29 protein-coding genes are annotated in these 24958 nt (G+C 30.8%); 14 read left to right on the top strand and 15 right to left on the bottom strand.

Annotated features, from left to right (window positions below):
* Window positions 1-59: 59 nt before the first annotated feature.
* Window positions 60-1436 (top strand): S41 family peptidase, encoded by a 1377-nt coding sequence (locus EV195_RS15140; protein WP_132795862.1) that lies wholly within the window; start codon window positions 60-62, stop codon window positions 1434-1436.
* A 54-nt stretch (window positions 1437-1490) separates the two neighbouring features.
* Here the strand turns inward: EV195_RS15140 and lgt are convergent, their stop codons facing one another.
* The 6 genes from lgt to EV195_RS15110 form a co-directional block, all read right to left on the bottom strand.
* On the bottom strand, window positions 1491-2345 hold the full coding sequence (gene lgt, locus EV195_RS15135; protein ID WP_132795813.1) for a prolipoprotein diacylglyceryl transferase: 855 nt from the start codon (window positions 2343-2345) through the stop codon (window positions 1491-1493).
* An 8-nt stretch (window positions 2346-2353) separates the two neighbouring features.
* Window positions 2354-2599: a membrane protein insertion efficiency factor YidD gene (gene yidD, locus EV195_RS15130; RefSeq protein WP_132795812.1), complete on the bottom strand. Its 246-nt coding sequence runs from the start codon at window positions 2597-2599 to the stop codon at window positions 2354-2356.
* Between the two features lie 4 nt (window positions 2600-2603).
* Entirely contained in the window at window positions 2604-4085 is a 1482-nt protein-coding gene (gene cysS / locus EV195_RS15125; RefSeq protein ID WP_132795811.1) for a cysteine--tRNA ligase, read from the bottom strand.
* A 95-nt stretch (window positions 4086-4180) separates the two neighbouring features.
* A complete protein-coding gene (locus EV195_RS15120; RefSeq protein ID WP_132795810.1) occupies window positions 4181-5149 on the bottom strand; it encodes a hypothetical protein in 969 nt (322 codons plus the stop codon).
* On the bottom strand, window positions 5130-5690 hold the full coding sequence (locus tag EV195_RS15115; protein WP_132795809.1) for a hypothetical protein: 561 nt from the start codon (window positions 5688-5690) through the stop codon (window positions 5130-5132). Before EV195_RS15115 ends, EV195_RS15120 begins: the two co-directional genes overlap by 20 nt.
* Window positions 5674-6231, bottom strand: a complete 558-nt coding sequence (locus tag EV195_RS15110; protein ID WP_132795808.1) for an RNA polymerase sigma factor — start codon at window positions 6229-6231, stop codon at window positions 5674-5676. Before EV195_RS15110 ends, EV195_RS15115 begins: the two co-directional genes overlap by 17 nt.
* Before the next feature lie 104 nt (window positions 6232-6335).
* Here EV195_RS15110 and meaB point away from each other — a divergent pair, with 104 nt between their 5' ends.
* From meaB to EV195_RS15095, 3 genes are all read left to right on the top strand, one after another.
* Window positions 6336-7412 carry a methylmalonyl Co-A mutase-associated GTPase MeaB gene (gene meaB, locus EV195_RS15105; protein ID WP_132795807.1) on the top strand — a complete coding sequence of 359 codons (1077 nt, stop codon included), beginning with the start codon at window positions 6336-6338 and terminating at the stop codon, window positions 7410-7412.
* A gap of 145 nt (window positions 7413-7557) precedes the next feature.
* Window positions 7558-8256, top strand: a complete 699-nt coding sequence (locus EV195_RS15100) for an energy transducer TonB (RefSeq protein ID WP_132795806.1) — start codon at window positions 7558-7560, stop codon at window positions 8254-8256.
* Between the two features lie 90 nt (window positions 8257-8346).
* Window positions 8347-8694 carry an RDD family protein gene (locus EV195_RS15095; RefSeq protein ID WP_132795805.1) on the top strand — a complete coding sequence of 116 codons (348 nt, stop codon included), beginning with the start codon at window positions 8347-8349 and terminating at the stop codon, window positions 8692-8694.
* A gap of 14 nt (window positions 8695-8708) precedes the next feature.
* On the opposite strand, the gene EV195_RS15090 is transcribed toward EV195_RS15095, so the two are convergent.
* Entirely contained in the window at window positions 8709-9494 is a 786-nt protein-coding gene (locus tag EV195_RS15090; RefSeq protein ID WP_132795804.1) for an MBL fold metallo-hydrolase, read from the bottom strand.
* A gap of 83 nt (window positions 9495-9577) precedes the next feature.
* On the opposite strand from EV195_RS15090, the gene EV195_RS15085 reads away from it, so the two are divergent.
* The 4 genes from EV195_RS15085 to EV195_RS15070 are packed head-to-tail and all read left to right on the top strand — an operon-like array spanning window position 9578 to window position 12789.
* Window positions 9578-11017 carry a TonB-dependent receptor gene (locus EV195_RS15085; RefSeq protein ID WP_132795803.1) on the top strand — a complete coding sequence of 480 codons (1440 nt, stop codon included), beginning with the start codon at window positions 9578-9580 and terminating at the stop codon, window positions 11015-11017.
* A gap of 58 nt (window positions 11018-11075) precedes the next feature.
* Window positions 11076-11621, top strand: coding sequence for an RNA polymerase sigma factor (locus tag EV195_RS15080; RefSeq protein WP_132795802.1), 546 nt, complete (start codon window positions 11076-11078; stop codon window positions 11619-11621).
* Between the two features lie 33 nt (window positions 11622-11654).
* On the top strand, window positions 11655-12308 hold the full coding sequence (locus EV195_RS15075; protein ID WP_132795801.1) for a hypothetical protein: 654 nt from the start codon (window positions 11655-11657) through the stop codon (window positions 12306-12308).
* Window positions 12309-12333: 25 nt separating this feature from the next.
* Window positions 12334-12789 carry a hypothetical protein gene (locus tag EV195_RS15070; protein WP_132795800.1) on the top strand — a complete coding sequence of 152 codons (456 nt, stop codon included), beginning with the start codon at window positions 12334-12336 and terminating at the stop codon, window positions 12787-12789.
* Window positions 12790-12836: 47 nt separating this feature from the next.
* On the opposite strand, the gene EV195_RS15065 is transcribed toward EV195_RS15070, so the two are convergent.
* From EV195_RS15065 to idi, 8 genes are all read right to left on the bottom strand, one after another.
* The gene (locus EV195_RS15065; protein ID WP_132795799.1) at window positions 12837-13037 is read right to left on the bottom strand and encodes a hypothetical protein; all 201 of its coding nucleotides are present in this window, start codon (window positions 13035-13037) and stop codon (window positions 12837-12839) included.
* Window positions 13038-13159: 122 nt separating this feature from the next.
* Window positions 13160-13426 (bottom strand): hypothetical protein, encoded by a 267-nt coding sequence (locus EV195_RS15060; protein WP_132795798.1) that lies wholly within the window; start codon window positions 13424-13426, stop codon window positions 13160-13162.
* A gap of 20 nt (window positions 13427-13446) precedes the next feature.
* Window positions 13447-14076, bottom strand: coding sequence for a chloramphenicol acetyltransferase (locus EV195_RS15055; RefSeq protein ID WP_132795797.1), 630 nt, complete (start codon window positions 14074-14076; stop codon window positions 13447-13449).
* Window positions 14076-14768 carry an HAD family hydrolase gene (locus EV195_RS15050; RefSeq protein WP_132795861.1) on the bottom strand — a complete coding sequence of 231 codons (693 nt, stop codon included), beginning with the start codon at window positions 14766-14768 and terminating at the stop codon, window positions 14076-14078. Before EV195_RS15050 ends, EV195_RS15055 begins: the two co-directional genes overlap by 1 nt.
* Window positions 14758-15498, bottom strand: coding sequence for a 3-deoxy-manno-octulosonate cytidylyltransferase (kdsB, locus tag EV195_RS15045; protein ID WP_132795796.1), 741 nt, complete (start codon window positions 15496-15498; stop codon window positions 14758-14760). The genes EV195_RS15050 and kdsB overlap by 11 nt, the downstream gene beginning before the upstream one ends.
* 207 nt (window positions 15499-15705) lie before the next feature.
* Window positions 15706-16686, bottom strand: coding sequence for a type I phosphomannose isomerase catalytic subunit (locus EV195_RS15040; protein ID WP_132795795.1), 981 nt, complete (start codon window positions 16684-16686; stop codon window positions 15706-15708).
* On the bottom strand, window positions 16687-17100 hold the full coding sequence (locus EV195_RS15035) for a 6-pyruvoyl trahydropterin synthase family protein (protein WP_132795794.1): 414 nt from the start codon (window positions 17098-17100) through the stop codon (window positions 16687-16689).
* Window positions 17101-17631, bottom strand: a complete 531-nt coding sequence (gene idi, locus EV195_RS15030) for an isopentenyl-diphosphate Delta-isomerase (protein ID WP_132795793.1) — start codon at window positions 17629-17631, stop codon at window positions 17101-17103.
* A gap of 105 nt (window positions 17632-17736) precedes the next feature.
* On the opposite strand from idi, the gene EV195_RS15025 reads away from it, so the two are divergent.
* From EV195_RS15025 to EV195_RS15000, 6 genes are all read left to right on the top strand, one after another.
* Window positions 17737-18456, top strand: a complete 720-nt coding sequence (locus EV195_RS15025) for a peptidylprolyl isomerase (RefSeq protein ID WP_207899797.1) — start codon at window positions 17737-17739, stop codon at window positions 18454-18456.
* 87 nt (window positions 18457-18543) lie between these two features.
* Entirely contained in the window at window positions 18544-20133 is a 1590-nt protein-coding gene (locus EV195_RS15020; protein ID WP_132795792.1) for a peptide chain release factor 3, read from the top strand.
* A gap of 6 nt (window positions 20134-20139) precedes the next feature.
* Window positions 20140-21699: a hypothetical protein gene (locus EV195_RS15015; RefSeq protein ID WP_132795791.1), complete on the top strand. Its 1560-nt coding sequence runs from the start codon at window positions 20140-20142 to the stop codon at window positions 21697-21699.
* Between the two features lie 22 nt (window positions 21700-21721).
* Window positions 21722-22651, top strand: a complete 930-nt coding sequence (locus EV195_RS15010; RefSeq protein ID WP_132795790.1) for a peptidylprolyl isomerase — start codon at window positions 21722-21724, stop codon at window positions 22649-22651.
* Between the two features lie 306 nt (window positions 22652-22957).
* Complete coding sequence (locus tag EV195_RS15005) at window positions 22958-23635, top strand: energy transducer TonB (RefSeq protein ID WP_132795789.1); 678 nt, start codon at window positions 22958-22960, stop codon at window positions 23633-23635.
* Between the two features lie 172 nt (window positions 23636-23807).
* A complete protein-coding gene (locus EV195_RS15000) occupies window positions 23808-24884 on the top strand; it encodes an energy transducer TonB (protein ID WP_132795788.1) in 1077 nt (358 codons plus the stop codon).
* The last annotated feature ends 74 nt before the right edge of the window (window positions 24885-24958 follow it).

Genomic DNA, 24958 nt, shown 5'->3' with positions numbered 1-24958 from the left:
CGGTCGATTTGTTAGTAATTAGCGTATAATTTTGCAACGTGAAATTATTATTTACATCAATGAAAGTTAAACATTACATCATACTATTACTATTCAGTTCAATTCATATTAACGGGCAAGCAAAATTCTCTAAAGAACATGTTTTAAACGATCTTTCCTATTTAAAAAAAGCACTAATTGAAGCTCAATACAACATATACGAATCTGTTTCAGAAGATACTTTTGAAAGAGGATATCAACAAATAAAAAACAAGATTACACAAGACTCTCTTTCCTTATTAGAAGCTACAAATTTATTACAACAACTACCTGCTTTAGTTAACAACGGACATACAAGTATTAATTTTCCCAGTTCTGAATATATGAATTATGCCTATTCAGGTACAGCAACCATTTTTCCTTTGGAAATTGCTTTTGAACAAGGAAAACCTTTAGTTCGAAAAAACTGGTCGAAAAACAAAAACATAAACTGTGGAGATGAAGTTATAAGTATTAATGGAACTTCTATAAATGAAATTCTAGATAAAATCTACCAACAAGTTTCAGGAGAACGCTTACTTATGAAAAACACAAAAATTGAAATGTATAATTTTCCTAGATATTACTGGCAGGTTTTTGGAAAAGACGACACGTTTAAAGTTGAGCTAAAACAAAACGAGAAAAAGACTACTTATAAACTTAATGCAATTCGACTTATAGAAGATTATGAGAGCAAAAGATCTGAAGTTCTAAATTCAACTATGAGTCTAAAATTCTACGATAACATAGCTTATTTAAACCCAGGAAGTTTTGGTGGTAATATCGATAAGTTTAAATCGTTTATTGATGCTTCTTTTTCTGAAATAAAATCAAAGAGTTGTAAAACTCTAATTATCGATTTAAGGAATAATTCAGGAGGTGATAATGATTATAGTGATTACTTGCTTTCATTTATTGCCAACAAACCTTTTACTTGGAGTAGTTGTTTTAAACTAAGAACGAGCGCGCTTTTAAAAGAAAGTGTTAAGAACAGTAAAAACAAGGAAAGTGATTATTGGAAATCTATTTTTAGTCATGAGAATGGCGAACGCTATGAATTTAATTTTGAAAAGATGCGACCTCAACCAAAAGAAAAAAGATTCATCGGAAAAGTATATTCACTGGTAAATAGACAATCTCATTCACAAGCAACTGTAACCGCTGCAGAAATTCAAGATTACAACTTCGGAACTATTGTAGGAGAAGAAACTGCTGAATATCCATCATTGATTGCTTCTGTTTTTTATTTCAATCTTCCAAACACAGGAATACAAGTTCAAATGTCAAAAGGAAAAATGATTCGTGTAAATGGAAGTACAAAACCAGAAGGCGTAATTCCGGATATTTATATTAAAGATTACCTCTTAGATGAAAATGATGAAATATTAGATGGACTTTTAAAAAGAATAAAGCAATAAATAAAAAAGGAGCAACGAAAAATGTTACTCCTTTTTATTTTATAGTATCTTTTATTAAGATTTCTCTGATGCTGTTTTCCTAAACATTAACCAAACTCCTATTAAAATTAAGGGAATACTTAACCACTGTCCGGTATTTAAAGCCCACTCTCCTCTTTCTTGCACTTGTGGTTTCTTAATAAACTCAATAACAAATCGTAACGACCAAAGCGCTATCATAAACACTCCGAATAAGTAACCTTCTTTTTGCTTCTTATCTGTTTTCCAATATAATCTCCATAGAATAAAGAATAATATTAAATAACTAACTGCTTCGTATATCTGTGTTGGATGACAAGGATACTTCTCTCCTGCTCTCGTAAAAATAACACCAAAACTAGAACCTGTTGGTTTTCCGTAAATCTCAGAATTAAAAAAGTTACCCATTCTAATGAAAAATCCTGCCAACGCTACCATAATTCCCATTCTATCTAAAATGAATAACCATGATTTTTGTAAGTGTTTTTTAGCATAAAAGTACAACGCTATTGGAATTGCAATTGCAGCTCCATGGCTCGCAAAACCTGAAATCCCAGTAAACTTCCATCCTTTTACCAAACCAAATAACATCTCTGCTCCTTCTTGTCTTCTAAACGGTAATATTATTTGCAATAAATTATCTTGATAATCTGCCCAACTGTAAAAGAAAACTTCACCTAAGCGCATTCCAATTAACATAGAAACGAATGTGTACATGAATAGAGGATCCATTTTTTCGTGAGAAATATTATCCTCTGTAAAAATTTTCTTCATCAGATGTAATCCTAAAACAAAAGCGATGATAAACATTACACTGTAATAACGAATGCTAAATCCGCCAATATTGAAAATCTCAGGATCAAGATCCCATTTAATTGCTAAATAACTCATGTATTTGGTTAAAGTTTAGTTTTTTGTTTCTTTTCTGGTACTGGATCGTAACCACTTCCTCCCCAAGGATGACAACTAAAAATTCTTTTAGTAGCTAACCATCCACCATAAAATACACCATGTTTTTTTAACGCTTCTAATGAATACGAAGAACACGTTGGTGTGTATCTACATGTTGCAGGCGTAAAAGGTGAAATTGCCGTTTGATAAAAACGGATTAAAAGTATAAATGGATATGCTAGTATTTTCTTCAATGTCTTAGTTTACAGAAAAAGTAGTTCCTTCTCTTCCGTCTTTTAATTGAATTCCTAGTGCTGCTAACTCATCACGGATTTGATCTGACAACGCCCAATCTTTGTTATCTCTTGCTTCTTTTCTTAGCTTTATAAGCAACTCAACAACACCTTCTAGCTTATCTGAACCTTGCTCTTTTGAATCGTTAACTAATCCTAAAATATCAAAAACAAAAGCATTTAAAGTTGCGCTTAACAATTCTAAATCTGCTTTAGAAATAGAAGCTTTATCATCTTTTACTTGGTTGATAAACTTAACAGCTTCAAATAAATTCGCGATTAAAATTGGTGTGTTAAAATCATCATTCATAGCATCATAACATTTCTGTTTCCATGCTGATACATCAAAAGTAGATTCATTAGAAACTTTTAACTCTTTTAAAATGCTTACAGCTTCCATTAATTTACTATAGCCTTTTTCTGATGCTAATAATGCATCGTTTGAAAAGTCCAAAATACTACGATAATGTGCCTGCATAATGAAAAAACGAACTACTCCTGCTCCAAAAGCTTTACTAAGAATCTTATTATTTCCAGTTAAAATTTCATCAGGTAAAATATGATTCCCTGTTGATTTAGCCATTTTTTGACCATTTAACAATAACATATTTGCATGCATCCAATAATTAACAGGTTGAACTCCTGTACAAGTATGCGATTGTGCAATTTCACACTCATGATGCGGAAACTTTAAATCCATTCCGCCTCCATGAATATCAAATTGCTCACCTAAATACTTTGAGCTCATTACCGAACATTCTAAATGCCATCCTGGAAAACCATCACTCCATGGTGAAGGCCAACGCATAATATGACGATCATCTGCTTTTTTCCAAAGTGCAAAGTCTTGTGGATTCTTCTTTTCAGATTGTCCGTCTAACGCTCTTGTGTTATGAATTGCGTCTTCAATATTTCTTCCTGAAAGAATTCCATAATTATTTCCAGCTTCGTTATATTTAAGAACATCAAAATATACTGAACCATTCATTTCATAAGCAAAACCTTTCTCCATGATTTCTTTAATCATTTCAATTTGCTCTACAATATGACCTGTAGCTGTTGGCTCAATACTTGGAGGCAAGAAATTATACTTTGCAGTTACTTCATGAAAATCAACTGTGTAGCGCTGAACCACTTCCATCGGTTCAATTTCTTCTAATCGTGCTTTCTTAGCAATTCTATCTTCACCTTCGTCTGCATCGTTTTCTAAATGACCTGCATCAGTAATGTTACGAACGTAGCGAACTTTATAGCCTAAATGTAATAAGTACCTAAAAATCATATCAAAAGACATGAATGTTCTAACATTTCCTAAATGAACATTGCTATACACCGTTGGACCGCAAACGTACATTCCTACACGGCCTTCTGTTACGGGTTTAAATTCTTCTTTAGATTTAGATAATGAATTGTATATTTTTAGTTGATTTTCCTTGTATAATTCCATTAAAAATTCCTTTTCAAAAAGGTAAAGGTAACAAGTTTTAACAAAAAAAAACCACTCAAATTGGTGGTTTTTTGTATTAATTAACTTTTAAACGGTTACTTTGAAAAACTTAATGCTCCGTATTTCACATCCATATTGAATTTAGCATTTTTAGGAGCTTTAATTTTAATCAATCGTTTCACTTTTAATTTACTCCTCTTTTTTAGTAATTCTTGAATTTCTTTCCTTTCTTGAGCATATTTTTTTATAGATGATTTATACTCTTCTTTACGTCTTTTATGAAACTCTTTTCTTTCTTTTAAAAGTTCTTCTCTAGCTTTTTTATATTCTTCTCTGGCTTTTAACCTTTCCTTTTCATATTCTACTCTTGCTTTTTCTAACTCTTGCTGATATTTTTCATTTTGTTTAAGCATAGTGATATCTGTATCGTCACTCTTAATCGAAATGTTATTTTTACCGATAGTTACCTTTGCATTTTTTCCAATGATTTCTTTATTTTCTTTCTTCCAGCGTTCTAAATACGACTTATCTTTTTTATAAGCTTCAAAATCAAATTCTGTTGGCATTGGTGGCATTGGCGGCATTGGAGGTAATGGTGGCATTGGAGGAAACGCTACTTCTGGTATTACAATAGCTTCCTCAGGTAACACAAAATCAATTGAATCAAGAATATCTAAACTTCCTAAGGCTAAGTCAGCTAAATCTCCACTGAAAAAACTATAATTAGGCGAATTAAAATCAAAAGTATTTAAATCTATAAAAGAATTAGTCCTTGATTTTACGGTAATTTTAGAACTATTGCCATAAGCTTTAAAATCCCACTTATTATAGAAATTATCTCGCATCTCTTCGGTAATTTCTTCCCCATCCACAACCATGTAGGCTTCAATAACAACTTTATCTTTGTTCCAAGTTTCTATTTCAATATCAGAATGCCTTGTATTCACATCAATTACTACATCAGAATTTACATTAAACTCTTCTTTAAAGCTTTTCTTTTGAGCTCTAAGCTGTACTACAAATAATACGAGTACTAAAATTAACTTATATGGTATACTTCTCATTTTTATTTTGTTTTGATTGTAGATCATTTACCTGATCTTTTAACTGGATTAATAATTGTAAACGTAATTGAAGATTGGTAATTAATGCATTGATTGTTTCGTTGTTTACACCTTCTTTTTGTAGTTTTTGGTTTAAACGTTTGTAATCTGCATCTAACTTACTTATCCTCTCAAAATACTCATCCAATAAGGCCTTATTTTCTGGAGTAACTTCTAAACTTGCTATTTCATAATTAATAGCTGTTAAATAGTAATTTTCTATTTTTTGCATCTCTGGAGAAATATCTCCTAAATCAACTACCTGTGTTGCATCTGGATTTGTCAATGGCTTTGGATCAACAGGATCAATATTGGTATAAAACTTTAATCCTACACCTAATAAAACAATTACAGAAGCTGCGGCGTATAACCATGCATACGACTTTTTTCTCTTAGGTAATTCTTCTTGAAGTTTTTTCAAGAATTTACTTTCATGATTATCAGATAACTCAACCGATTTTTGTTGGAAATCATTCACTAAATTTCTAATATCCTTCGGCATGATTTGTAATTTTTAAATATTCTTTTACTAATTTTTTTCCTCTCATTAAATGTGTTCTAGAAGTTACTTCTGTAATTCCTAAAATTTGAGATATTTCACTATGATCGTAACCTTCCATCAAGTACAAGGATAATACTAACCTATATTTCTCTTTTTGTTTATGTATAGCGTCTACAACCATTTCTGAGGTTACACCATTATCAACTTCCCAATTCCCATCTTCCACAACATTTAAAACTTCTTCATTAATAGAAATCATAGCTAACTTATTTTTCTTTAGCTCATCAATACTTTGGTTAATGACTATTCTTTTTAACCAAGCTCCAAATGAAACCTCCTCTTTATAGCTTTCTATGTTTTTAAAAGCCTTTATAAAAGCATCTTGCATTACATCTTCTGCTAAATGAATATCTTTCACATATCTATTAGCTACTGAAAGCATTCCTTGTGCGTAATTGTTATACAATTGCAATTGAGCTTTGGTATTTTGCTTTTTACACTCTTGAATGAGCTTATAATGTAACTGCTTAGTTGATCTCATTTATTGATTTCTTGTCTTAAAGACGATAGTTTTTTCTGCACGTTGCATTTTAATCCACTTTTTTATCTTTAAATTTACAAATAGCTTTTTTACCGCAGTAATTAATGACAAAAGATTCAAAATCAAACTTATCGGAAAAACAAGGTGTTTCTCAACCTGAAACAACCAGTAAATCAGCTGCTCAAAAAATCAAATTAAATAGAAGAAAACAAGTTTCGACAGATACTTTTATTGAAAAAATCTTAGAAGGCGATATTACTTTTTTAAGTAAAGCTATTACATTAATTGAAAGTACAAACTCAAAACATCAAGAAAAAGCGAACACAATTTTAAATGCATGTATGCCTCATGCTGATAAATCCATCAGAATTGGAATTACTGGAGTTCCTGGAGTTGGAAAAAGTACTTTTATAGAAGCTTTTGGAAAATACTTAACCAGTTTAGGAAAAAAGGTTGCGGTACTTGCCGTAGATCCTAGTAGTTCTATTAATAAAGGTAGTATTTTAGGTGATAAAACCAGAATGGAACAATTAGTAACAGATAAAAATGCTTTTATCAGACCATCTCCTTCTGGTACATCTTTAGGCGGAGTTGCTCAAAAAACTAAAGAAAGTATATTACTTTGTGAAGCTGCTGGTTTTGATACAATTATTGTTGAAACAGTTGGTGTTGGACAAAGTGAAACTGCTGTTCATGCTATGGTTGATTTCTTTTTATTACTAAAATTATCTGGCGCCGGTGATGAGTTACAAGGAATCAAGAGAGGAATTATTGAAATGGCAGATGCCATTGTAATTAACAAAGCTGATGGAGATAATGTTAAGAATGCTAAAATTGCGAAAGTCGAATTTAATAGAGCTTTGCATTTATATCCTCCAAAAGAAAACGGATGGCAACCTAAAGTAATGATAGCTAGCGCTCTTAACAACTCTGGAATCGAAGATATTTATACTATGATTTCAGAATATATAAGTACTACTAAAAAATCGGGAGCTTTTGAAAATAGAAGAAATGATCAAAATAAACATTGGTTATATACGACCATCAACGATCAATTAAAAAAGCGGTTTTACGAAAACCCAAAAATTAACGAACTACTTCAAAAAGAAATTATTAACCTAGAAAAAGGAAAAACTACTCCTTTTAATGCCGCAAATAATCTACTAAATAATACCGATTAAAGTTAAAAACAAGCCAATAATCGATATTTTTACAATATTCTTATTAAAAAGTTGTTTTTTTGTGTAAAATCTTTTATTGACGAAATATTTTATTATATTGACAAAAATAGATTTAGTAACAATCTAAATGTAAACAAATAGACCCATGAAAAAACTACTATACATCTTAGCTATAGGTTTTGTTTCTGCTGTATATTCTCAAAAAGAAACATGCGAAACCGATACTAAGACAGTTGAAGACTTAAATAGTATTACAAAATGTACTATCAAGGAAATCGACAAAAAAGATGATAAAAAATCAAGACAAATTGCGGTTAGAGTTTCTGCGTCTAATAAACGTTTCTTAAAAAGAAGAAATAAAGAAGTAGTATCAAGCGCAAATAATTTAAGCGGTACTGGAATTTCAAATGTTTCTAAGGCTTCTAAATTCAAAACTAATTTAGCTGCTTTAACAAATAGGTTATCAAAAGAAGAAATTAGAAGTGCTCAAAAATTTAATCTTGTAGACAAAATACCAGCATTTCCAAATTGTAATAATTCAGATGATGATCAATTCAATTGTTTCAATACCGAAATGATGAAGCACATTCAAGAGTATTTCGAATATCCTGACGAAGCGCTAGTTAATAAGATTGAAGGTGAGGTTTGGGTTCGTTTCATCATAGATAAAGATGGAAATGTTACCAACATAAAAGCATTAGGACCTAAAGGTGGAAAACTTTTAAATGACGAAGCTATCAGAGTAGTTTCAAACTTACCAAAGTTTAAACCTGCTTCTAATAACGGAGAGGCAGTATCAGTTAAATATGGTTTCCCTATAAACTTTGCTTTAGAAGACAATTAATAGACATAAAGTATACAATATTAAAAGCTATCAGATTTTCTGGTAGCTTTTTTGTTTTTGTTTAATTCAGTTTTTTAATTTTGTTGTACTATGAAAGAAATAACTAAAGGTACACGTTTTGTAAATTACATTATAGACCATCTAATAATTATAATTCTTTTTTCAATTATTAGTATTTTGCTAACTAGTAGTTCTGAGTTAATGTATTTTCTAATTTATATATTCTATTATTTACTATTAGAATTTTTGAATAATGGTCAAACTATAGGGAAATTAGTTACCAAAACTAGAGTAGTAAATTTAACTAATGAAAAACCTACATTTCGTAGAATATTATGGCGAACTTTATTACGATTAAATCCTTTTGATATAATGTCTTATTTAGTCGGACAAGAAGGTCATGACTCAATATCGAAGACAAAATTAATTAACGTTTAAATTTTACAAATAACCTATTCGCTATAGATTTCCAGCTCGTCATAGGCTAAAAATACATTTTCAGGTAATTCTTTTTCTATCTCTGCATGAAAGCCAAGTAATTCACTTATATGGGTAAAATAAGCTCTGTTTGGTTTTAACTCTTCAACTAACTCTAATGCTTCTTGTAAATTAGCGTGCGTTTTATGAGATTCCTTTCTAAGTGCAGTAGTAATTAAAACATCCAATCCTTTTAGCTTTTCTTTCTCTTCTTCAGGAATGTACTTTACATCTGTTAAGTAAGCCATATTTCCAAACCTAAAACCTAAAATTGGTAGATCTCCATGCATAACTTGTATCGGAGTTACCTCTACTCCATGGAAATTCAAAACATCATCTTTGCTTATTATAGTTGGGTTTACTGCCGGAGCTGAAGGGTATCTATTTTCGGTAGTAAAAATATATTCATATCTTCTTTCCAAAGCGTTTAAAACACGCTCATCAGTATAAATTGGTATTGGCCCCATTTGGTAATAGTACGGACGAATTTCGTCAAAACCAGCAATATGATCGGCATGTTCATGAGTAAATAAAATACCATTAATCGATTCCACGTTTGCCCTAATCATTTGCTGTCTAAAGTCTGGACCGCAATCAATTATATAATTATTATCATCCCAAGAAATCAATATAGAAGCTCTTAAACGTTTATCTCTGATATCCTCAGAAAAACGGACAGGGTTTTTACTTGCTATCATAGGTACACCAGTAGATGTAGCTGTACCTAAAAAAGTTATTTTTAATTGTTTTTTTTTACTCATTCTTTCAACAAAAATAACATAAATATTTACTATTACTTGCTATTTTCAGTACATTTGTTCATTGTAAACAAAAACAATTATAAATGGCAATTACCTTAAAGGGAGATCAAAAAATTAGTAGCGTGCCTACTACTAAAAATAAAGCACTCAAAATTAACCTAAATGCAAATATTTATGGAACATTTGCTGAAATTGGAGCTGGACAAGAAACCGTTCGTAATTTCTTTAGGGCTGGAGGAGCTTCTGGAACTATTGCAAAAGCAATGAGTGCCTACGATAAAGATTTCTCTGATGCTATTTACGGAATTGAAACTGACAGACGTTATGTAACGGAAGATAGACTAAAAAAAATGCTAAAGCATGAGATGAATTTGATTGAAGATCGATTAGATCGTCAGAAGCATCCTGAAAAGCTGTTTTTTAGTTACGCCAATACAGTAGCTACCATAAATTTCACAAAAAAATTTAAAGGTCACGGTTGGGTTGGAATTCGTTTTCAGTTAGACCCTCTAGAGGATTATAACGAGATTATTTTACACTTACGTTTTAAAGAAACTGAAGCAAGATTACAGCAAGAAACGCTAGGTATTTTAGGTGTAAACTTAATTTATGGAGCTTTTTACTTAAATGATAATCCTAAAGAATTATTAAAATCTTTTTATGATAATATAGACAAGGATAAATTAGAAATTGATATGATTAATTTCTCTGGTCCTCGTTTTACTTATGTTGATAACCGTTTAATGAGTTTACAACTTGTTAAAAACGGAATGACAAATGCAGTAATGTTTGGTCCTGATGGAAATAACCTATTACCTGCTCAAGTTTTATACAAAAAAAACATATTAGCACTTCGTGGTAGTTTTAGACCTGTTACCAAAGTTAATATGGATATGTATGAACAGTCTAAAAAGATGTTTTTTGATGAAAAGAAGGTAGACCCAGATAAATCTCAGGTTATTTTTGAAATTACCTTGAGTAATTTAAAAGCTGAAGGAGAAATTAATGAACGTGATTTCTTAGATAGAGCTGAACTACTTTGTTCTCTTGGTCAAAATGTAATGATTACCAACTATCAAGAGTATTATAGATTAGTTGAATACTTTAGTGAATTTACCAAAGAGCGAATGGCGTTAGCTATGGGAGTTTACAACTTAATTGAAATTTTCGACGAAAAATATTATCGACATATAAGTGGTGGTATTTTAGAGGCTTTTGGAAAACTTTTCTACAAAGATTTAAAAATATACATGTATCCTTATAAAGAAGAAGAAACAGGACAATTTATTGATTCTGAGAACTTAAAGGTACATCCAAGAATGAAAGAGTTATACAAGTTCTTTAAAAACAACGGAAGAGTTGTTGATATAGAAAATTTTGATCCTGAAATTCTTGATATCTTCTCTCGAACAGTTTTAAAAATGATTAAAGAAGGTAAAGATGGTTGGGAAGACATGTTGCCAACTGGAATCGCAGAAGTAATTAAAGAAAAAAGGCTATTTGGATGTAGCAGAAGAAATTAATTTTATTTTTTAATTAAACCTTTTCTTAAATTTATAGTCATAATGAAAAACAATTCATTTGACTGAAGAAACTACACTTGTTTTACAATTACAAAATGCTGCGACTAAAGAAGTAGCTTTTCGTAATCTTATATCCCAATATAAAGAACGATTGTATTGGCATATAAGAAAAATCGTTATTATTCATGATGATACTGACGATGTACTACAGAATACTTTTATAAAAGTTTTTAGAAATATTGACAATTTTAAAGGTGATAGTAAATTGTATTCATGGATGTATCGAATTGCTACTAATGAAGCAATTACCTTTTTAAACAAAAGGGCAAAACAGCAAAATATAGATATTGCCGATTATAAACAACAGGTAGTTTCTAATTTGAAGAGTGATGATTGGTTTTCTGGAGACGAAATTCAACTTATTTTACAAAAAGCAATCGCTTCACTTCCTCAAAAACAACAACTTGTTTTTAACATGAAATACTTCGATGATATGAAGTATAATGAAATAGCAGAAGTGTTAGATACTTCTGTAGGAGCTTTAAAAGCCTCCTACTTTCATGCGGTAAAAAAAATTGAAAGTTTTATAAAAAACTATAATTAAACCTTTTATAAAATAAAGAGTCTTAGAATAGAGATGGAAAATAATTTGAAAAATAGTATCGAGTTTTTAAACTACAAGGTTGGTAAGCAGCATGGCTTTACGATACCTGAAAACTATTTTAATGAATTAGAAAATGAAATTCTAAATAATCAGATAGCTAGCAGTTTTCCTGATAAAAATGGATTAAAAACACCAGAAAATTATTTTGAAAAACTTGAAAACGACCTTATTGAACGAATTCCTGAAATTACTTTACCTAAGAAAACAGATTTAGGAGTACCACAAGGTTATTTTGATTCATTAGAAGATTCAATCTTTGATAAAATAAAGCTAGAAAACACTGATAGTAAAGAAGTAAAAGTAATCTCTTTATATCAAAAAATAAAGAAGTTTATACCTGCAACAGCTGCCGCTTCTGTAATTCTTTTTGTTTCTATTTACTTTTTTAAAACAACCAAAGAAACCGAATCTCAAATTAAAGAAGCAGAAATAGTAACTTGGTTTCAGAATGGATATGGTGAAGCTAACGCTTATGAACTAGCAACATTACTTTCTAATGAAGATCTAAATTATGATGAATTTACAGTTAATGTAAGTACTGATAATATTGAGGACTATCTAAACACAGTTGATACCTCGACTTTAATTGAATTTGAAGAAATAGATTTAAACAATAACGATATATAATTACTTTTTGTAAACACAAAAGCAAATGAAAAGAATAGTACTCTTAACAACCTTATGCCTTTTAACCTTTAAAGTTAATGCGCAAAGAGGACCTGGAAATCCTAAAATAAAGGCCTTTAAAATAGCCTTTATTACAGAGAAATTAAATCTAAATGAAACTGAAGCTGCAAAGTTTTGGCCTATCTACAATAAATTTGAAGACACTAATCTTAGTCTTATTCAGAAAGAAAAAAAAGAGATTAGAAAAAAGGTAAAAGAAGCTGGTGGAATAGAAAAAATTAGTGACAAAGAGGCTGAAACCTACTTATCTAAACTACAAGAAGTTAGAAAAGCACTATATGATAATAAAATCCAATTTCATAATAGTTTAATTGAGTTTTTGCCTGCAAAGAAAATATTATTATTAGAAATAGCTGAGCATGAGTTTAATAGACGTTTAATGGAACGTCTTAAAAACAGAAGAATGGAAAGAAGAAGATAAAAAAAGAAGCATTTAAAATGCTTCTTTTTTTTCTTTAATTTATAATGTTAATTTTTATTGACAACAGCCATACAAACATATAATTCTGGCTTATTCGCTGTAAATTTTCGTAACCAAATCTCTAGTTCTTTAACCTCGTATGGTAATAATCTCTTTACAGCCTTTTCAAGTTCTTTACAAAACAATTCTGCATTGAAGCTAACTTTTTGGAGTACAACTTTAGTATACTCGAACATTGCTCTTGGCATAATAGGGAATTAAAATTTCGAATTAAATATACAAAAATGTTTTGTACATTTTGTTAAAGTAATAACAAAAAAAAAGTCAATTTGTTAACAAAATTGACTTTTTACACATAAAACATTACATTTTATAAAGCGTTTAACTTACCTACTAAAGCATTAGCTCTTGTTTCTAGCTCTGCATTTATAGACTTAAAATGTGCTTTTTTATTTTCAACGTCTTTTACATGAACTTTAGCAATTAATTCATCAAATGTTGAGATAGCTTCATCTATAATTGCTTGAGATTTTGATGCATCTTCATTAGGGTTTTCTAATTCCCATACATTACATTCTCCGATAATATCTCCTAAAGTATAGTTGATGTCTTTCTTTAAATTTTTAACACTTGCCATAATAATAATTTTTAGCAAAATTAAACCATTTTATCTAATTCAATCTGAAAATTTTCAAAAAACTGACCTACATGATATCCATCAACTAAAGCATGATTAACATTTATAGCTACTGGCATTATAATTGAATTCCCTTGATTCTCTATTTTTCCAAAAGCAAGTTGGGGAACACTGTCGTTTTTATTTCCAGAAACCGGTTCTTTATGTCCTGTAAAATGAATCCAAGGCAGCGCTGAACAATGAATACATCCTAAAGAATATTTTGGGGGAAATAAGTTTGTACTGTTGATAATCCTTTCTTTCTCTTCTAAAAAATTCTTATTGAATACTTTTAAGTCTTCATCAAAATCAATAAAAGAAAAACCAAATGTTTTATCCTCTCTCAAAATAGTAGCTGAAGCATGAATTGTATCATATATAACTACTACATCATCCTCAATTCTATATTTAAAATTTTCAACGGAATTTAGAGCTTTTAAACAGGCATGTAAATAAATTACAAAAAAAGAGATTTCACTTTTTGAAGCAAAATTATAGACTTTTGTTACATCAACATTCGCTGTTATGGCAAAACTTGGATTTTCTAAAGTTCTAAAATGCTGAAACAATTCTTTTCGATTCCAATTCTCAATATCTAAATATTTCTTCATTATAAGAACTCTAAAATTTCATCTATAGAAGACAGCGTTTTAAAATCTTTATTTAGCGCTTGTTTTTCATTTACCTCTTCATGAGCCCAAGTGGTATGAAATGGAATATGAACTGCAGAAGCGCCTAACTCGATTAGTGGTAAAACATCTGACTTTAATGAATTCCCTATCATTAATAACTCTGAAGGATGAATATCTAAATGTCCTATTAATTTTTGATAATCTGGAACTTTCTTCTCGCTCATAACTTCTACGTGATGAAAATATTTAAGAATTCCAGATCTCTCTAATTTTCTTTCCTGATCCAGTAAATCTCCTTTAGTCGCAACAATTAATTTGTATTTTCCATGTAGCTTCTGTAACACCTCTTCTACTCCATTCAATAATTCAATTGGCTTTTCTAACATGTCTTTACCAATATCTATTATCTTATTGATTAAATTTGTTTCAATTTGATTATTAGATAATTCTAAGGCACTTTCAATCATTGAAAGCATAAAACCTTTTACACCATAGCCGTAAATTTTTAAGTTCTCAATTTCTTTTTTAAATAACTCTTGGTGAATTTTGTTCTCGGTTTCATAATCATTTAAGAGTTTTGCGAACTCATTTTCAGCATCTCTAAAATACGTTTCATTTACCCACAAAGTATCATCTGCATCAAAAGCTATTACTTTAATATTACTGTACATCATTTCTAATAATTTTAAGTGCTTTTTCTAAATCTGCAGGAGTATCAATTCCGATTGATTCTACTGAAGTTTCAATCATCTTAATTTTTTTCCCTACCTCTAAATAACGAATAGCTTCAATCTTTTCTATAGCTTCTAAAGGAGTCATCGGTGTGGTATAAAAATCCATTAAAGCTTCCTTTCTAAATGCATATACACCTTTATGTTTATAATAAGTCGCTTTAATATCTTGATCTCTATGATAAGGAATTACTGACCTAGAAAAATAGATTGCAAAGTTATTAATATCGGTAATAACCTTTACATTATTAGGATTTTGAATCTCCTCTTTTTGAGTCATTTTTACTTTCAGCGATGCTAAATCAATTTCTTTATTTGTATCTAGATGAAAAACGTTGATTAACTTTTCTAAAGATACTTTATCTATAAAAGGTTCATCACCTTGAACATTCACAACAATATCTACATCCATATTTTCAACAGCCTCAGCAATACGATCAGAACCACATTCATGTTCTTTTTTACTCATAATCACCTTTCCTCCTACATTTTCTATTTCCGAGAAAATAACATCAGAATCTGTAACTACATAAACTTCATCAAACAATTTAGTTTGAACAGCACTTTCATAGGTTCTTACAATTACCGATTTACCTCCTAAATCTTTCAATAGTTTTCCTGGGAATCGACTCGCATTATAACGAGCTGGAATCATCGCAATGATTTTCATAAAATGTGAATTAGAATAGCTCAAAGATACATATTTCCATATTCTGAAAATAGAATTGAATAAATGTTAAAAAGGTAAAACTTTAACACTTAAACTACGGACTTGGTTTTGCCGCTGATTATAAACCTTTTAAGTTTGAATAGATTCTTTTGTAAGTTAATTTGGTTTGTTTGTTAAAAAGCTCGGGGCATTAAAATCTCGAGCTTTTTACTGTATATATACCTCTAATAATTCTGACTTCACAGAAGAAGTAATTGAAAATTCCTTGATTGAAGCTGGAATTAAAATAGTTTCACCTAATGCTATCGTTTCAGTGGTAAATTCATTTGATAGAGTAACTTCTCCTTCTACACACATATAAATCACAAAGCTATCTTTATCATTGTGATTTAACGCAATTTTTCCATTTACAGGTAACACGTTAGTAGTAAAATATGGGCATGAAACAATTTCAGAACTCTTATTTTCTTGTTTAGAATAACTAGTTGTGTATTTTTTTTCTGCTTTGTAATCAATAGCATCTAAAGCTAGATCGGTATGCAAATCACGATAATTTCCTTGATCATCTTGTCGATCCCAATCATACACACGATACGTAATATCTGAGGTCTGCTGAATTTCAGCTAACAGTACTCCTGCTCCAATCGCATGAACTCTTCCCGTTGGAATAAAATAAACATCTCCTTTGCTAACTTCATCAACATTAAGGATTTCTAAAAGTGATTTATTTTCTAAGTGATGAAGATATTCTTCTTTATTACTATCTTTTTGAAAACCTACAATCAAATTTGCTTTATCATCCGCTTGCATGATATACCACATTTCTGTTTTCCCAAACGAATTGTGACGCTTCATTGCTAGCTCATCATTAGGATGCAATTGTATACTTAAAGCCTCTTTAGCATCAATAAACTTAATAAGAAGAGGAAACTTAGTACCAAAACTTTTAAAAACTTTTTCTCCTACTAAATCACCTTTAAATTCTGCTATTAATTCTTTTAAATTCTTGCCTTTACAATCACCATTAACAACCTCAGAAGTATCTCCTTCAACATCAGACACTTCCCAGCTTTCTCCAATATTTTTTTTATTGGTTTGCTTCTTTAAAAGAGTAGCAAGTTTTTCACCTCCCCAGATTTTCTCTTTTAGAATAGGTTCAAACTTTAAAAATTGATTTAGTTTTTGCATTTACTTACCAGAATAGGTTACAAAATTTCTAGGTGTTTCGTATAACGTAATTTTTATATCCAACGTATTAGGAATAATAGTACGCAACTTATTGTATATAACTACTGAAATATTTTCAGCAGTTGGATTTAAATTCTTGAATTCTTCAACTTCAAGGTTTAAATTTTTATGATCAAAAGGCTCTTCTACCTCTTCTTTAATTATTTGTTTTAATTTTCCTAAGTCATACACATAACCTGTTTCTTCATCTATTTCTCCAGTTAATGAAACGATAAGTTCATAATTATGACCATGAAAATTAGGATTGCTACATTTATTAAAAACTTCAAAATTCTTTTCATCCGACCAATCTTTTCGATACAATCGGTGTGCTGAATTAAAATGTGCTTTTCTATGTACTGTAACTCTAGGCATTTATTTCTTAGAATTAAAGTTAGCTATTTTCTCGTACGATTTTTCAAAAATAATTTTAAACCAAGCGGTGTAATGCATTGGATTATTTTCAATGTCTCTTTTTACATCTTCTAAAGACATCCATTTATAACTTTCAACTTCTTCAGGATTGATATGTGGCTCACCATTATAAGTTCCAACCATTACGTGATCTAATTCATGTTCTGTTAAACCATTATCAAATGGTGCTTTGTAAATAAACGAAAATACCTCTTCTAACTCGCACGTAAATCCCATTTCTTCTTGTAATCTTCTTTTACCTGCAGCAATATTAGATTCACCTTTTCTTTGATGAGAACAGCATGTATTAGTCCATAACAAAGGAGAATGATATTTTCCTTTTGCTCTTTGCTGAAGCATCAATTCATTGTTATCATTAAACACAAAAACTGAAAAAGCTCTGTGTAATAGTGCTTTTTCATGAGCTTCAATCTTTTCCATGAAACCTACTTCATTATCTTGCTCGTCTACTAAAATTACATTTTCTATCATATAAAGACAAATGTACTAAAATAGTAACGCTCACAAAATATTCCTCATAAATCATTCTTATAGATACATAAACTATATTTGTGGCTCATTTAAATCTTTTTTTACATGAAATTATTGAGAACTCTTATCTTTTTATCAACTACCTTATTCATTTACAATTGCAAGGAAGCTCCTAAAAAAGAAAAAGAAGTTCCTCCTAAAAAAATTATCGAACAAAAAGTTGACTCCGTTGAAAAAATAATTCAGAAAGTAGAAGAACCTGTAATTAAAGCCTGGGACAGTTTAAATCATAAAAACGTTACTGCTTTTCTAACGGAATACGGCAAACAAAACAAAGAAACTCAAGTACTCATTAAAACAAAGTTTGGTAATATTAAGCTTAGATTATTTGAGGAAACACCTTTACATAGAGCTAGTTTTATATTCTTAACTAAAATCGGTTACTTTAATACTACCGTTTTTCATAGGATAGCTAAAGAAATGGCTATTCAAGGTGGTGAATCAGACGGACAAGAATCTACAGACATCAAAAACAAGTACAAAAACTACAGGATTCCGAATGAAATTTTAAATCACCGAAAGCATGTATATGGTTCTTTGGCATTGGCACGTCAGTTGGATTATAATCCGTATAAGAAATCAAATCCTTTTAACTTTTACATTATTAGTGATAAAAGAGGAGCACCACATTTAGATGGAGATTATACTGTTTTTGGTGAAGTTATTTCTGGATTTTCCACAATAAGAAAGATATCAAAAGTAAAAACAGGCACGAGTGAATGGCCTATAATTGATATTCCAATGAAAATTGAAGTTGTGAAATAATACAACTAAATCATTCTCATACATACAGTAATAGATACTTGGCTCTTTTTCTTTTAAAAACTATCTTTGCCACTTCAAATTTTATAGATGAGTTTTTTAAAAGAAATACAGAAAAGAAGAACATTCGGAATTATATCTCACCCCGATGCTGGTAAAACTACCTTAACTGAAAAATTATTGTTATTTGGTGGAGCAATTCAGGAAGCTGGTGCAGTAAAAAGTAACAAAATTAAAAAAGGTGCTACTTCCGATTTTATGGAGATTGAGCGTCAACGTGGTATTTCGGTAGCTACTTCTGTATTAGCATTCAATTATAGAGATAAAAAAATCAACATTCTTGATACTCCTGGTCACAAGGATTTTGCTGAAGATACTTTTAGAACATTAACTGCGGTTGATAGTGTAATTGTAGTTATCGACGTGGCTAAAGGGGTTGAGGAGCAAACTGAAAAATTAGTTGAAGTTTGTAGAATGCGAAATATTCCAATGATTGTTTTCATCAATAAGTTAGATCGTGAAGGAAAGGATGCATTCGACTTATTAGATGAAGTAGAACAAAAACTTGGATTAAGAGTTACACCATTAAGTTTCCCTATTGGTATGGGGTATGATTTTAAAGGAATTTACAATATTTGGGAAAAGAAAATCAATATTTTTTCTGGCGACAATAAGCAAACTATTTCGGCTGGTGTTGAATTTGATGATATAAACACCCCTGAATTAGATAAACTTGTTGGAGAAACTTCTGCGAATACCCTAAGAGAAGAATTAGAAATGGTATATGAAGTGTATCCAGATTTCAACAAGAAAGAATACGATGAAGGTCAGTTACAACCTGTATTTTTTGGTTCGGCATTAAATAACTTTGGTGTAAAAGAATTGTTGGATTGTTTTATTGATATTGCTCCGAATCCTCAACCAAAGATGTCTGACTCAAGATTGGTTGATGCCAAAGAAGAAAAACTAACTGGATTTGTATTTAAAATACATGCGAATATGGATCCAAAACACAGAGACCGATTAGCCTTTGTGAAAATTGTATCTGGAACATTCAAAAGAAACACACCTTATTTACATGTCCGCCACAATAAAAAAGTGAAATTTTCTAGTCCTAACGCATTCTTTGCAGAAAAGAAAGAGATTGTTGAAGAATCTTTTGCTGGTGACATTGTAGGTTTACACGATACTGGTAACTTTAAAATTGGAGATACACTTACAGAAGGAGAAAAATTAAACTTCAAAGGAATTCCTAGTTTCTCTCCAGAACATTTCCGTTATGTGAATAATGCTGACCCTTTAAAAGCTAAACAATTATATAAAGGTTTAGACCAATTAATGGACGAAGGTGTTGCTCAGTTATTTACACTTGATATGAACGGTAGAAAAATTATCGGTACTGTAGGTGCGCTTCAATATGAAGTAATTCAATATCGTTTAGAACACGAATATGGTGCTAAGTGTTCTTATGAAAATATTGCTGTACACAAAGCTTGTTGGGTTCAGCCTGAAGATGAGAAAAATGAAGAATTCAAAGAGTTTAAAAGAGTAAAGCAACGTTATTTAGCAAAAGATAAGCAAGGTCAATTAGTATTCTTAGCCGATTCTGCTTTTACTATTCAAATGACACAAAGTAAATATCCTACTGTTAAACTTCACTTTACGAGTGAATTCAAATAAGTAACCATGAAAATACAAACCAAACTTACTGTTCTTTTTTGTCTTGTAAGCGTACTATTTTCTTTTTCTCAAAAAGATATTTCAACGCTTGAAGGTACGAAACTGACTAATAAAATTCGATTGAATTTTATTCCCGTTTCTATGCCTACAAATGAGTTTCCCTCTCTTGCTGCTACGATGGGTTTAGTTGGTTTACATTATCAAATTCCATTTAATGATTGGTTATATGGTGGGGCTGGTTTTCATTTTGCAGTTACAGGAGACCAAGGTGGTCTTTTTACACTTGGTGCAGAGTTAGGTGTAACTAAAAGAGTTTACAAGGATTTTTATGTAGATGCGAATGTTCATTTTGGTGGCGGTGGTGGTTATCGCTATTTGGTAAATGATGGTGCATTTATCAATCCTAATATCGGATTACAATACAAAAAGAATAATTATGCCTTTGGTGTTCAATATAGTCATGTAAATTTTTACACTGGAGAAATAAAGGACAATAGCATCTCTGTTTTCTTTGAAATTCCAAGCATTTTTAGATATTCTAATTATAAAAATGCAAATGAAGAATTTGTATTAGGAGATACTACTGATTTCTTTTGGAAAAAACCTAGTGTTAAAAATGCACAACAAGTTCGTTTTGATTTTTTCTTTCCTAGAGGAGAATCGAAAAGAGATAACGGTACATCGTTAGACACTACATTGTATGTTTTGGGTTTTGAGTATCAACGCTATTTGAATGATAATGTGTTTTTATTCGCACACACTGATGCTATCTACAAAGGATTAAGGGCTGGGTTTATGGACTTATTCTTTGGGGCCGGTTATCATCCTTATCAATCTAAATACATTAACTTTTTCGGGAAATTAGGAATTGGTGCTGCTGGTGGTAGAATTGCACCTGAAGGCGGCTTGACCATTTATCCTTCAGCTGGCTTAGATTTAAAAATTTCAGACCATTTAGCGCTTAGCGGGCATGGAGGTTATTACCGAGCTCTTGATGGAGATTTTGAAGCTTACACATTAGGTTTTGGACTAAAATACATGAATCTTTCAGGAGGAACAAAAACTCCAACCTCTGGTGAAAAATACACCTATGAAACACAAGGAATTTCTGCTGCTTTACAAAATCAAACTTATTTTGATGTAAACAAAACAGATGATCCTAACAATGTGCTTTCTACAGATCTACAGTTAATAGCTTTACTGTTTAATTATGATATTTTCAATAACGTTTATGTAATTGGTGAAGCTGGATTTGCTTACGGAGGAAGATCAGGTGGTTATGCACACGGTTTAGTTGGATTAGGCTTTAAAACAAATAGATTTATCAATGATAAGATAGAAGCTTTTATCAATTTAACTGGTGGTGCTGCTGGAGGTGCTGGTGTTGATACAGATGAAGGAATTGTAGTAAGACCTACTCTTGGATTAAATTATCATTTAAAAGACAACTTAGCGTTACAACTATCTGGAGGAAAATTATATGCTCCATTTGGTAATGTAAATTCTAACAATATAAATATTGGTGTAAGTTTTAACTTTGCATCACTTTTAGCAAAAAAACAATAATAAAGATAAATAACACTTAATAATGAATAACGGAATATACGCAAAGTTCACTACTCCTAAAGGAAATATTTTAGTGAATTTAGAATATGAAAAGACACCTGGAACAGTTGGTAACTTTGTTGCTTTAGCTGAAGGAGATTTAGAAAACGCTGCTCGTCCTCAAGGGGAACCTTATTATAACGGATTAAAATTTCACAGAGTTATTGCTGATTTTATGATTCAAGGTGGTTGCCCTCAAGGAACTGGAACTGGAAATCCAGGTTATAAGTTTGATGATGAGATTCATCCAGATTTAAAGCACGATGCACCAGGAAAACTTTCTATGGCAAATGCTGGACCTGGAACTAATGGTTCTCAGTTTTTTATTACACATGTAGCTACTCCTTGGTTAGATGGAAAGCACACTGTTTTTGGTAGTGTAATTGAAGGTCAAGAGGTGGTTGATGCTGTCGAACAAGACGATGAAATGCAAGTAGAAATTTTACGTCTAGGAGAAACTGCTGAAAAATGGAACGCTGTTGAAGCTTTTAGAACTTTTGAAGGAGAACGTGAAAAAAGAGAAGCTGCTGAAAAAGCTAAGCAAAAAGAATTGTTAGATCAAGTTGCAGCAGGTTACGATGAAACTCCAAGTGGTTTACGTTATAAAATCATCCAAAAAGGGGAAGGAAAAAAAGCTACTAAAGGAGCAATGGTGTCTGTACATTATAAAGGTCAGTTATTAGACGGAACTGTATTTGATTCTTCTTATAAAAGAAAACAACCAATTGACTTTGCTATCGGGGTAGGTCAAGTAATAGCTGGATGGGATGAAGGAATTCAATTATTACAAGTTGGAGACAAAGCAAGATTAGTTATCCCATCTAATTTAGCTTATGGAGAAAGAGGTGCTGGCGGTGTAATTCCTCCAAATGCAACACTAATTTTTGACGTAGAACTTATGAATGTTAAGTAAGCTTCTATTAACAAACTTAAAACTTATAACTATTTATTAATTAATAATTTAAGTTTATAAACAAAAGCCAACCTAGTTAACATATGTTAATTATGTTGGCTTTTTTATTTAATATATTTGAGTAGATAGAAGAACTTTCTTCGCTGACCCCGATATATTAATTTAATGTAATTTTTTTTTGAATTGATTGTTACGTAATTTTTAGAACTTAACTTTTCTATAAGCTACAATTAACATCATTTAAAACATCTTAAACGAAATTTGTAATGCAATAATCAAGTATCTAATTTAAATACCCCAGTTTAAATGAAAAATTTTTTCCTCCTTTCGCTAACAGTTTTACTATTATTAAGCACTACTGCTATCTCACAAACTAATAAGCAGTGTGACACACCAAATAATGAAGCTTCTCTAGATTTGAATACCATTTCTAAATGTGCTATTGAAAAAGACAAAGACAATTCAAATAATGTAATACTTAATGTTGCTGCTAAAAAAACACGAAAAAGAATTGTTCGAAAAAGAGAAAAAGTTACTTCACTAGATGGAAATACTAAAGATTTGAATACAGATGTTACTGAGTCACAATTAGAAATTAAGAACGATATTGTAACTAAAAGAATGGAAGCTGAAGTAGTACTATTTAATATAGTAGAAAATGTTCCCTTATTCCCTGATTGTGAAAAAAATAGTAATAGTTCTATAGATTGTTTTAATAATCAATTTTCAAATCACTTTGCCAATACATTTGATCCAGAAAGAGCATCAGAAGAAGGCGTTACTGGAAGAGTATTTATACAATTCACTATAGACACTAAAGGTCAAGTAATTGATTTACTAGTTAAAGCTAGAAAAAAGGACAATTTACTAGAAAGTGAAATAAAAAGAGTGATTAGTAAATTACCTAATTTTTCACCTGGTCGTCATAAAGGATTACCTGTAAATGTTAAGTATAGTTTGCCAATTAACTTTAGTGCGGAATAAAATCAAAGTCGCAAATATCATAAATCTGCAACTCATCCATTAATTAATTACGTTTATCTACAGATAATCGTCATTTACCTATAGAATTAACACAAAACATCTTAAAAAATTTTTTTTAATCAGTAATAATACCTACCTTAGACGCGAAGTTAATCTCTTAATCCCTAAGAATATGGTTAAAAAGTTACTAGTAGTTGCTGCTGTAGCGTTCAGCACGCAGTATGTTGTGTCTCAATCAAAAGAGACTTGTGATACCCCAAACGGAGAACCGGCATTAGATTTAAATAGCATTACAAAATGTTCGGTAGAAGACAAAGACGCTAAATCAAAACAAATTTCTGTTGAAGTTACTTCTCGTAGAAGAGTAATTAGAAAGAGAGACGCTGTAACAGGTGTTAATTCTTCTAGTGCTACATCAAACAAATTAGCTGCTTTAAAGAAAAAAGCATCATTAGTAGGTACTTTAGATTTAAGTAGTGAAGAAGTTGTTGAAAAAGTTCCATTCAATTTAGTAGAGGAAATTCCACTTTTTGAAGATTGTGAATCTGTAGCAATCTATCAACAAGAAAAATGTTTTAAAGCTAATATTGCAGAGCACATTAAAAGAAACTTTACTTATCCAAAAGAGGCTTATGATAAAAGTATTCAAGGTCGTGTTCTTGTACAATTTGTTATTAACAAAGTAGGAGACGTAGAAAACTTAAATATTAGAGGTCCTTACCAAGGAGAGTTACTTGAAGCTGAAGCTGAAAGAATCGTACGTAAGTTACCAAAATTTAAGCCAGGTAAGCACAATGGTAAAGCTGTAAAAGTTAAGTATGGTGTACCAATTGCTTTCGTAATCCCTGGAAAGAAAGCTTCAAACGTTAAAACTTCTAAGGTTATAGAGAAAACTGCTCAAGTTTTTAGATTTGATGAAGTTCAAACTATTCCAGCTTTTAAAAATTGTTCTAGTGATGGTTCTTTAGAATGCTTTAATACTGAAATGAGCAAGCACATCAATAAGTATTTTGCTTATCCTCAAGAAGCAGTTGATCAAAACATCGAAGGTAAAATTAATGCGTACTTTGTTATTGATGCAAATGGAGATGTAGCAGATGTTAGAACTAGAGGTCCTCAAGGAAGTAAAGTTTTAGAGGATGCTACTAAAAAATTAATTGAGAAATTACCTAGAGTTAAGCCAGCGATGAAAGATGGTAAGCCGGTAAACGTTAAATACGCTTTCCCAATTAACTTCAGATTACAATAATTAAGAGTTTACTTATATTTAAAAGGTCAGAAATATTTTCTGACCTTTTTTTTATATTTATAACCCAAATAGAG

Source organism: Tenacibaculum skagerrakense (genome assembly GCF_004345825.1).
GTDB lineage: Bacteria > Bacteroidota > Bacteroidia > Flavobacteriales > Flavobacteriaceae > Polaribacter > Polaribacter skagerrakensis.
Note: the sequence above shows the minus strand (reverse complement) of the source record. Positions and strands in the feature narration are given on the sequence as shown.

Excerpts from the sequence above, each read along its gene's own strand:
- EV195_RS15120 (WP_132795810.1), bottom strand. The coding sequence starts at position 5,149 with ATGAGAAGTATACCATATAAGTTAATTTTAGTACTCGTATTATTTGTA.
- EV195_RS15010 (WP_132795790.1), top strand. The coding sequence starts at position 21,722 with ATGAATAACGGAATATACGCAAAGTTCACTACTCCTAAAGGAAATATT.
- EV195_RS15075 (WP_132795801.1), top strand. The coding sequence starts at position 11,655 with ATGGAAAATAATTTGAAAAATAGTATCGAGTTTTTAAACTACAAGGTT.
- EV195_RS15005 (WP_132795789.1), top strand. The coding sequence starts at position 22,958 with ATGAAAAATTTTTTCCTCCTTTCGCTAACAGTTTTACTATTATTAAGC.
- idi (WP_132795793.1), bottom strand. The coding sequence starts at position 17,631 with ATGATAGAAAATGTAATTTTAGTAGACGAGCAAGATAATGAAGTAGGT.
- EV195_RS15050 (WP_132795861.1), bottom strand. The coding sequence starts at position 14,768 with ATGTACAGTAATATTAAAGTAATAGCTTTTGATGCAGATGATACTTTG.
- EV195_RS15085 (WP_132795803.1), top strand. The coding sequence starts at position 9,578 with ATGGCAATTACCTTAAAGGGAGATCAAAAAATTAGTAGCGTGCCTACT.
- EV195_RS15065 (WP_132795799.1), bottom strand. The coding sequence starts at position 13,037 with ATGCCAAGAGCAATGTTCGAGTATACTAAAGTTGTACTCCAAAAAGTT.
- EV195_RS15140 (WP_132795862.1), top strand. The coding sequence starts at position 60 with ATGAAAGTTAAACATTACATCATACTATTACTATTCAGTTCAATTCAT.
- EV195_RS15000 (WP_132795788.1), top strand. The coding sequence starts at position 23,808 with ATGGTTAAAAAGTTACTAGTAGTTGCTGCTGTAGCGTTCAGCACGCAG.
- cysS (WP_132795811.1), bottom strand. The coding sequence starts at position 4,085 with ATGGAATTATACAAGGAAAATCAACTAAAAATATACAATTCATTATCT.
- EV195_RS15015 (WP_132795791.1), top strand. The coding sequence starts at position 20,140 with ATGAAAATACAAACCAAACTTACTGTTCTTTTTTGTCTTGTAAGCGTA.
- EV195_RS15115 (WP_132795809.1), bottom strand. The coding sequence starts at position 5,690 with ATGCCGAAGGATATTAGAAATTTAGTGAATGATTTCCAACAAAAATCG.
- kdsB (WP_132795796.1), bottom strand. The coding sequence starts at position 15,498 with ATGAAAATCATTGCGATGATTCCAGCTCGTTATAATGCGAGTCGATTC.
- lgt (WP_132795813.1), bottom strand. The coding sequence starts at position 2,345 with ATGAGTTATTTAGCAATTAAATGGGATCTTGATCCTGAGATTTTCAAT.
- EV195_RS15100 (WP_132795806.1), top strand. The coding sequence starts at position 7,558 with ATGAAAAAACTACTATACATCTTAGCTATAGGTTTTGTTTCTGCTGTA.
- EV195_RS15020 (WP_132795792.1), top strand. The coding sequence starts at position 18,544 with ATGAGTTTTTTAAAAGAAATACAGAAAAGAAGAACATTCGGAATTATA.
- meaB (WP_132795807.1), top strand. The coding sequence starts at position 6,336 with ATGACAAAAGATTCAAAATCAAACTTATCGGAAAAACAAGGTGTTTCT.
- EV195_RS15070 (WP_132795800.1), top strand. The coding sequence starts at position 12,334 with ATGAAAAGAATAGTACTCTTAACAACCTTATGCCTTTTAACCTTTAAA.
- EV195_RS15090 (WP_132795804.1), bottom strand. The coding sequence starts at position 9,494 with ATGAGTAAAAAAAAACAATTAAAAATAACTTTTTTAGGTACAGCTACA.
- EV195_RS15095 (WP_132795805.1), top strand. The coding sequence starts at position 8,347 with ATGAAAGAAATAACTAAAGGTACACGTTTTGTAAATTACATTATAGAC.
- EV195_RS15025 (WP_207899797.1), top strand. The coding sequence starts at position 17,737 with ATGAAATTATTGAGAACTCTTATCTTTTTATCAACTACCTTATTCATT.
- EV195_RS15040 (WP_132795795.1), bottom strand. The coding sequence starts at position 16,686 with ATGCAAAAACTAAATCAATTTTTAAAGTTTGAACCTATTCTAAAAGAG.
- EV195_RS15110 (WP_132795808.1), bottom strand. The coding sequence starts at position 6,231 with ATGAGATCAACTAAGCAGTTACATTATAAGCTCATTCAAGAGTGTAAA.
- EV195_RS15060 (WP_132795798.1), bottom strand. The coding sequence starts at position 13,426 with ATGGCAAGTGTTAAAAATTTAAAGAAAGACATCAACTATACTTTAGGA.
- EV195_RS15055 (WP_132795797.1), bottom strand. The coding sequence starts at position 14,076 with ATGAAGAAATATTTAGATATTGAGAATTGGAATCGAAAAGAATTGTTT.
- EV195_RS15035 (WP_132795794.1), bottom strand. The coding sequence starts at position 17,100 with ATGCCTAGAGTTACAGTACATAGAAAAGCACATTTTAATTCAGCACAC.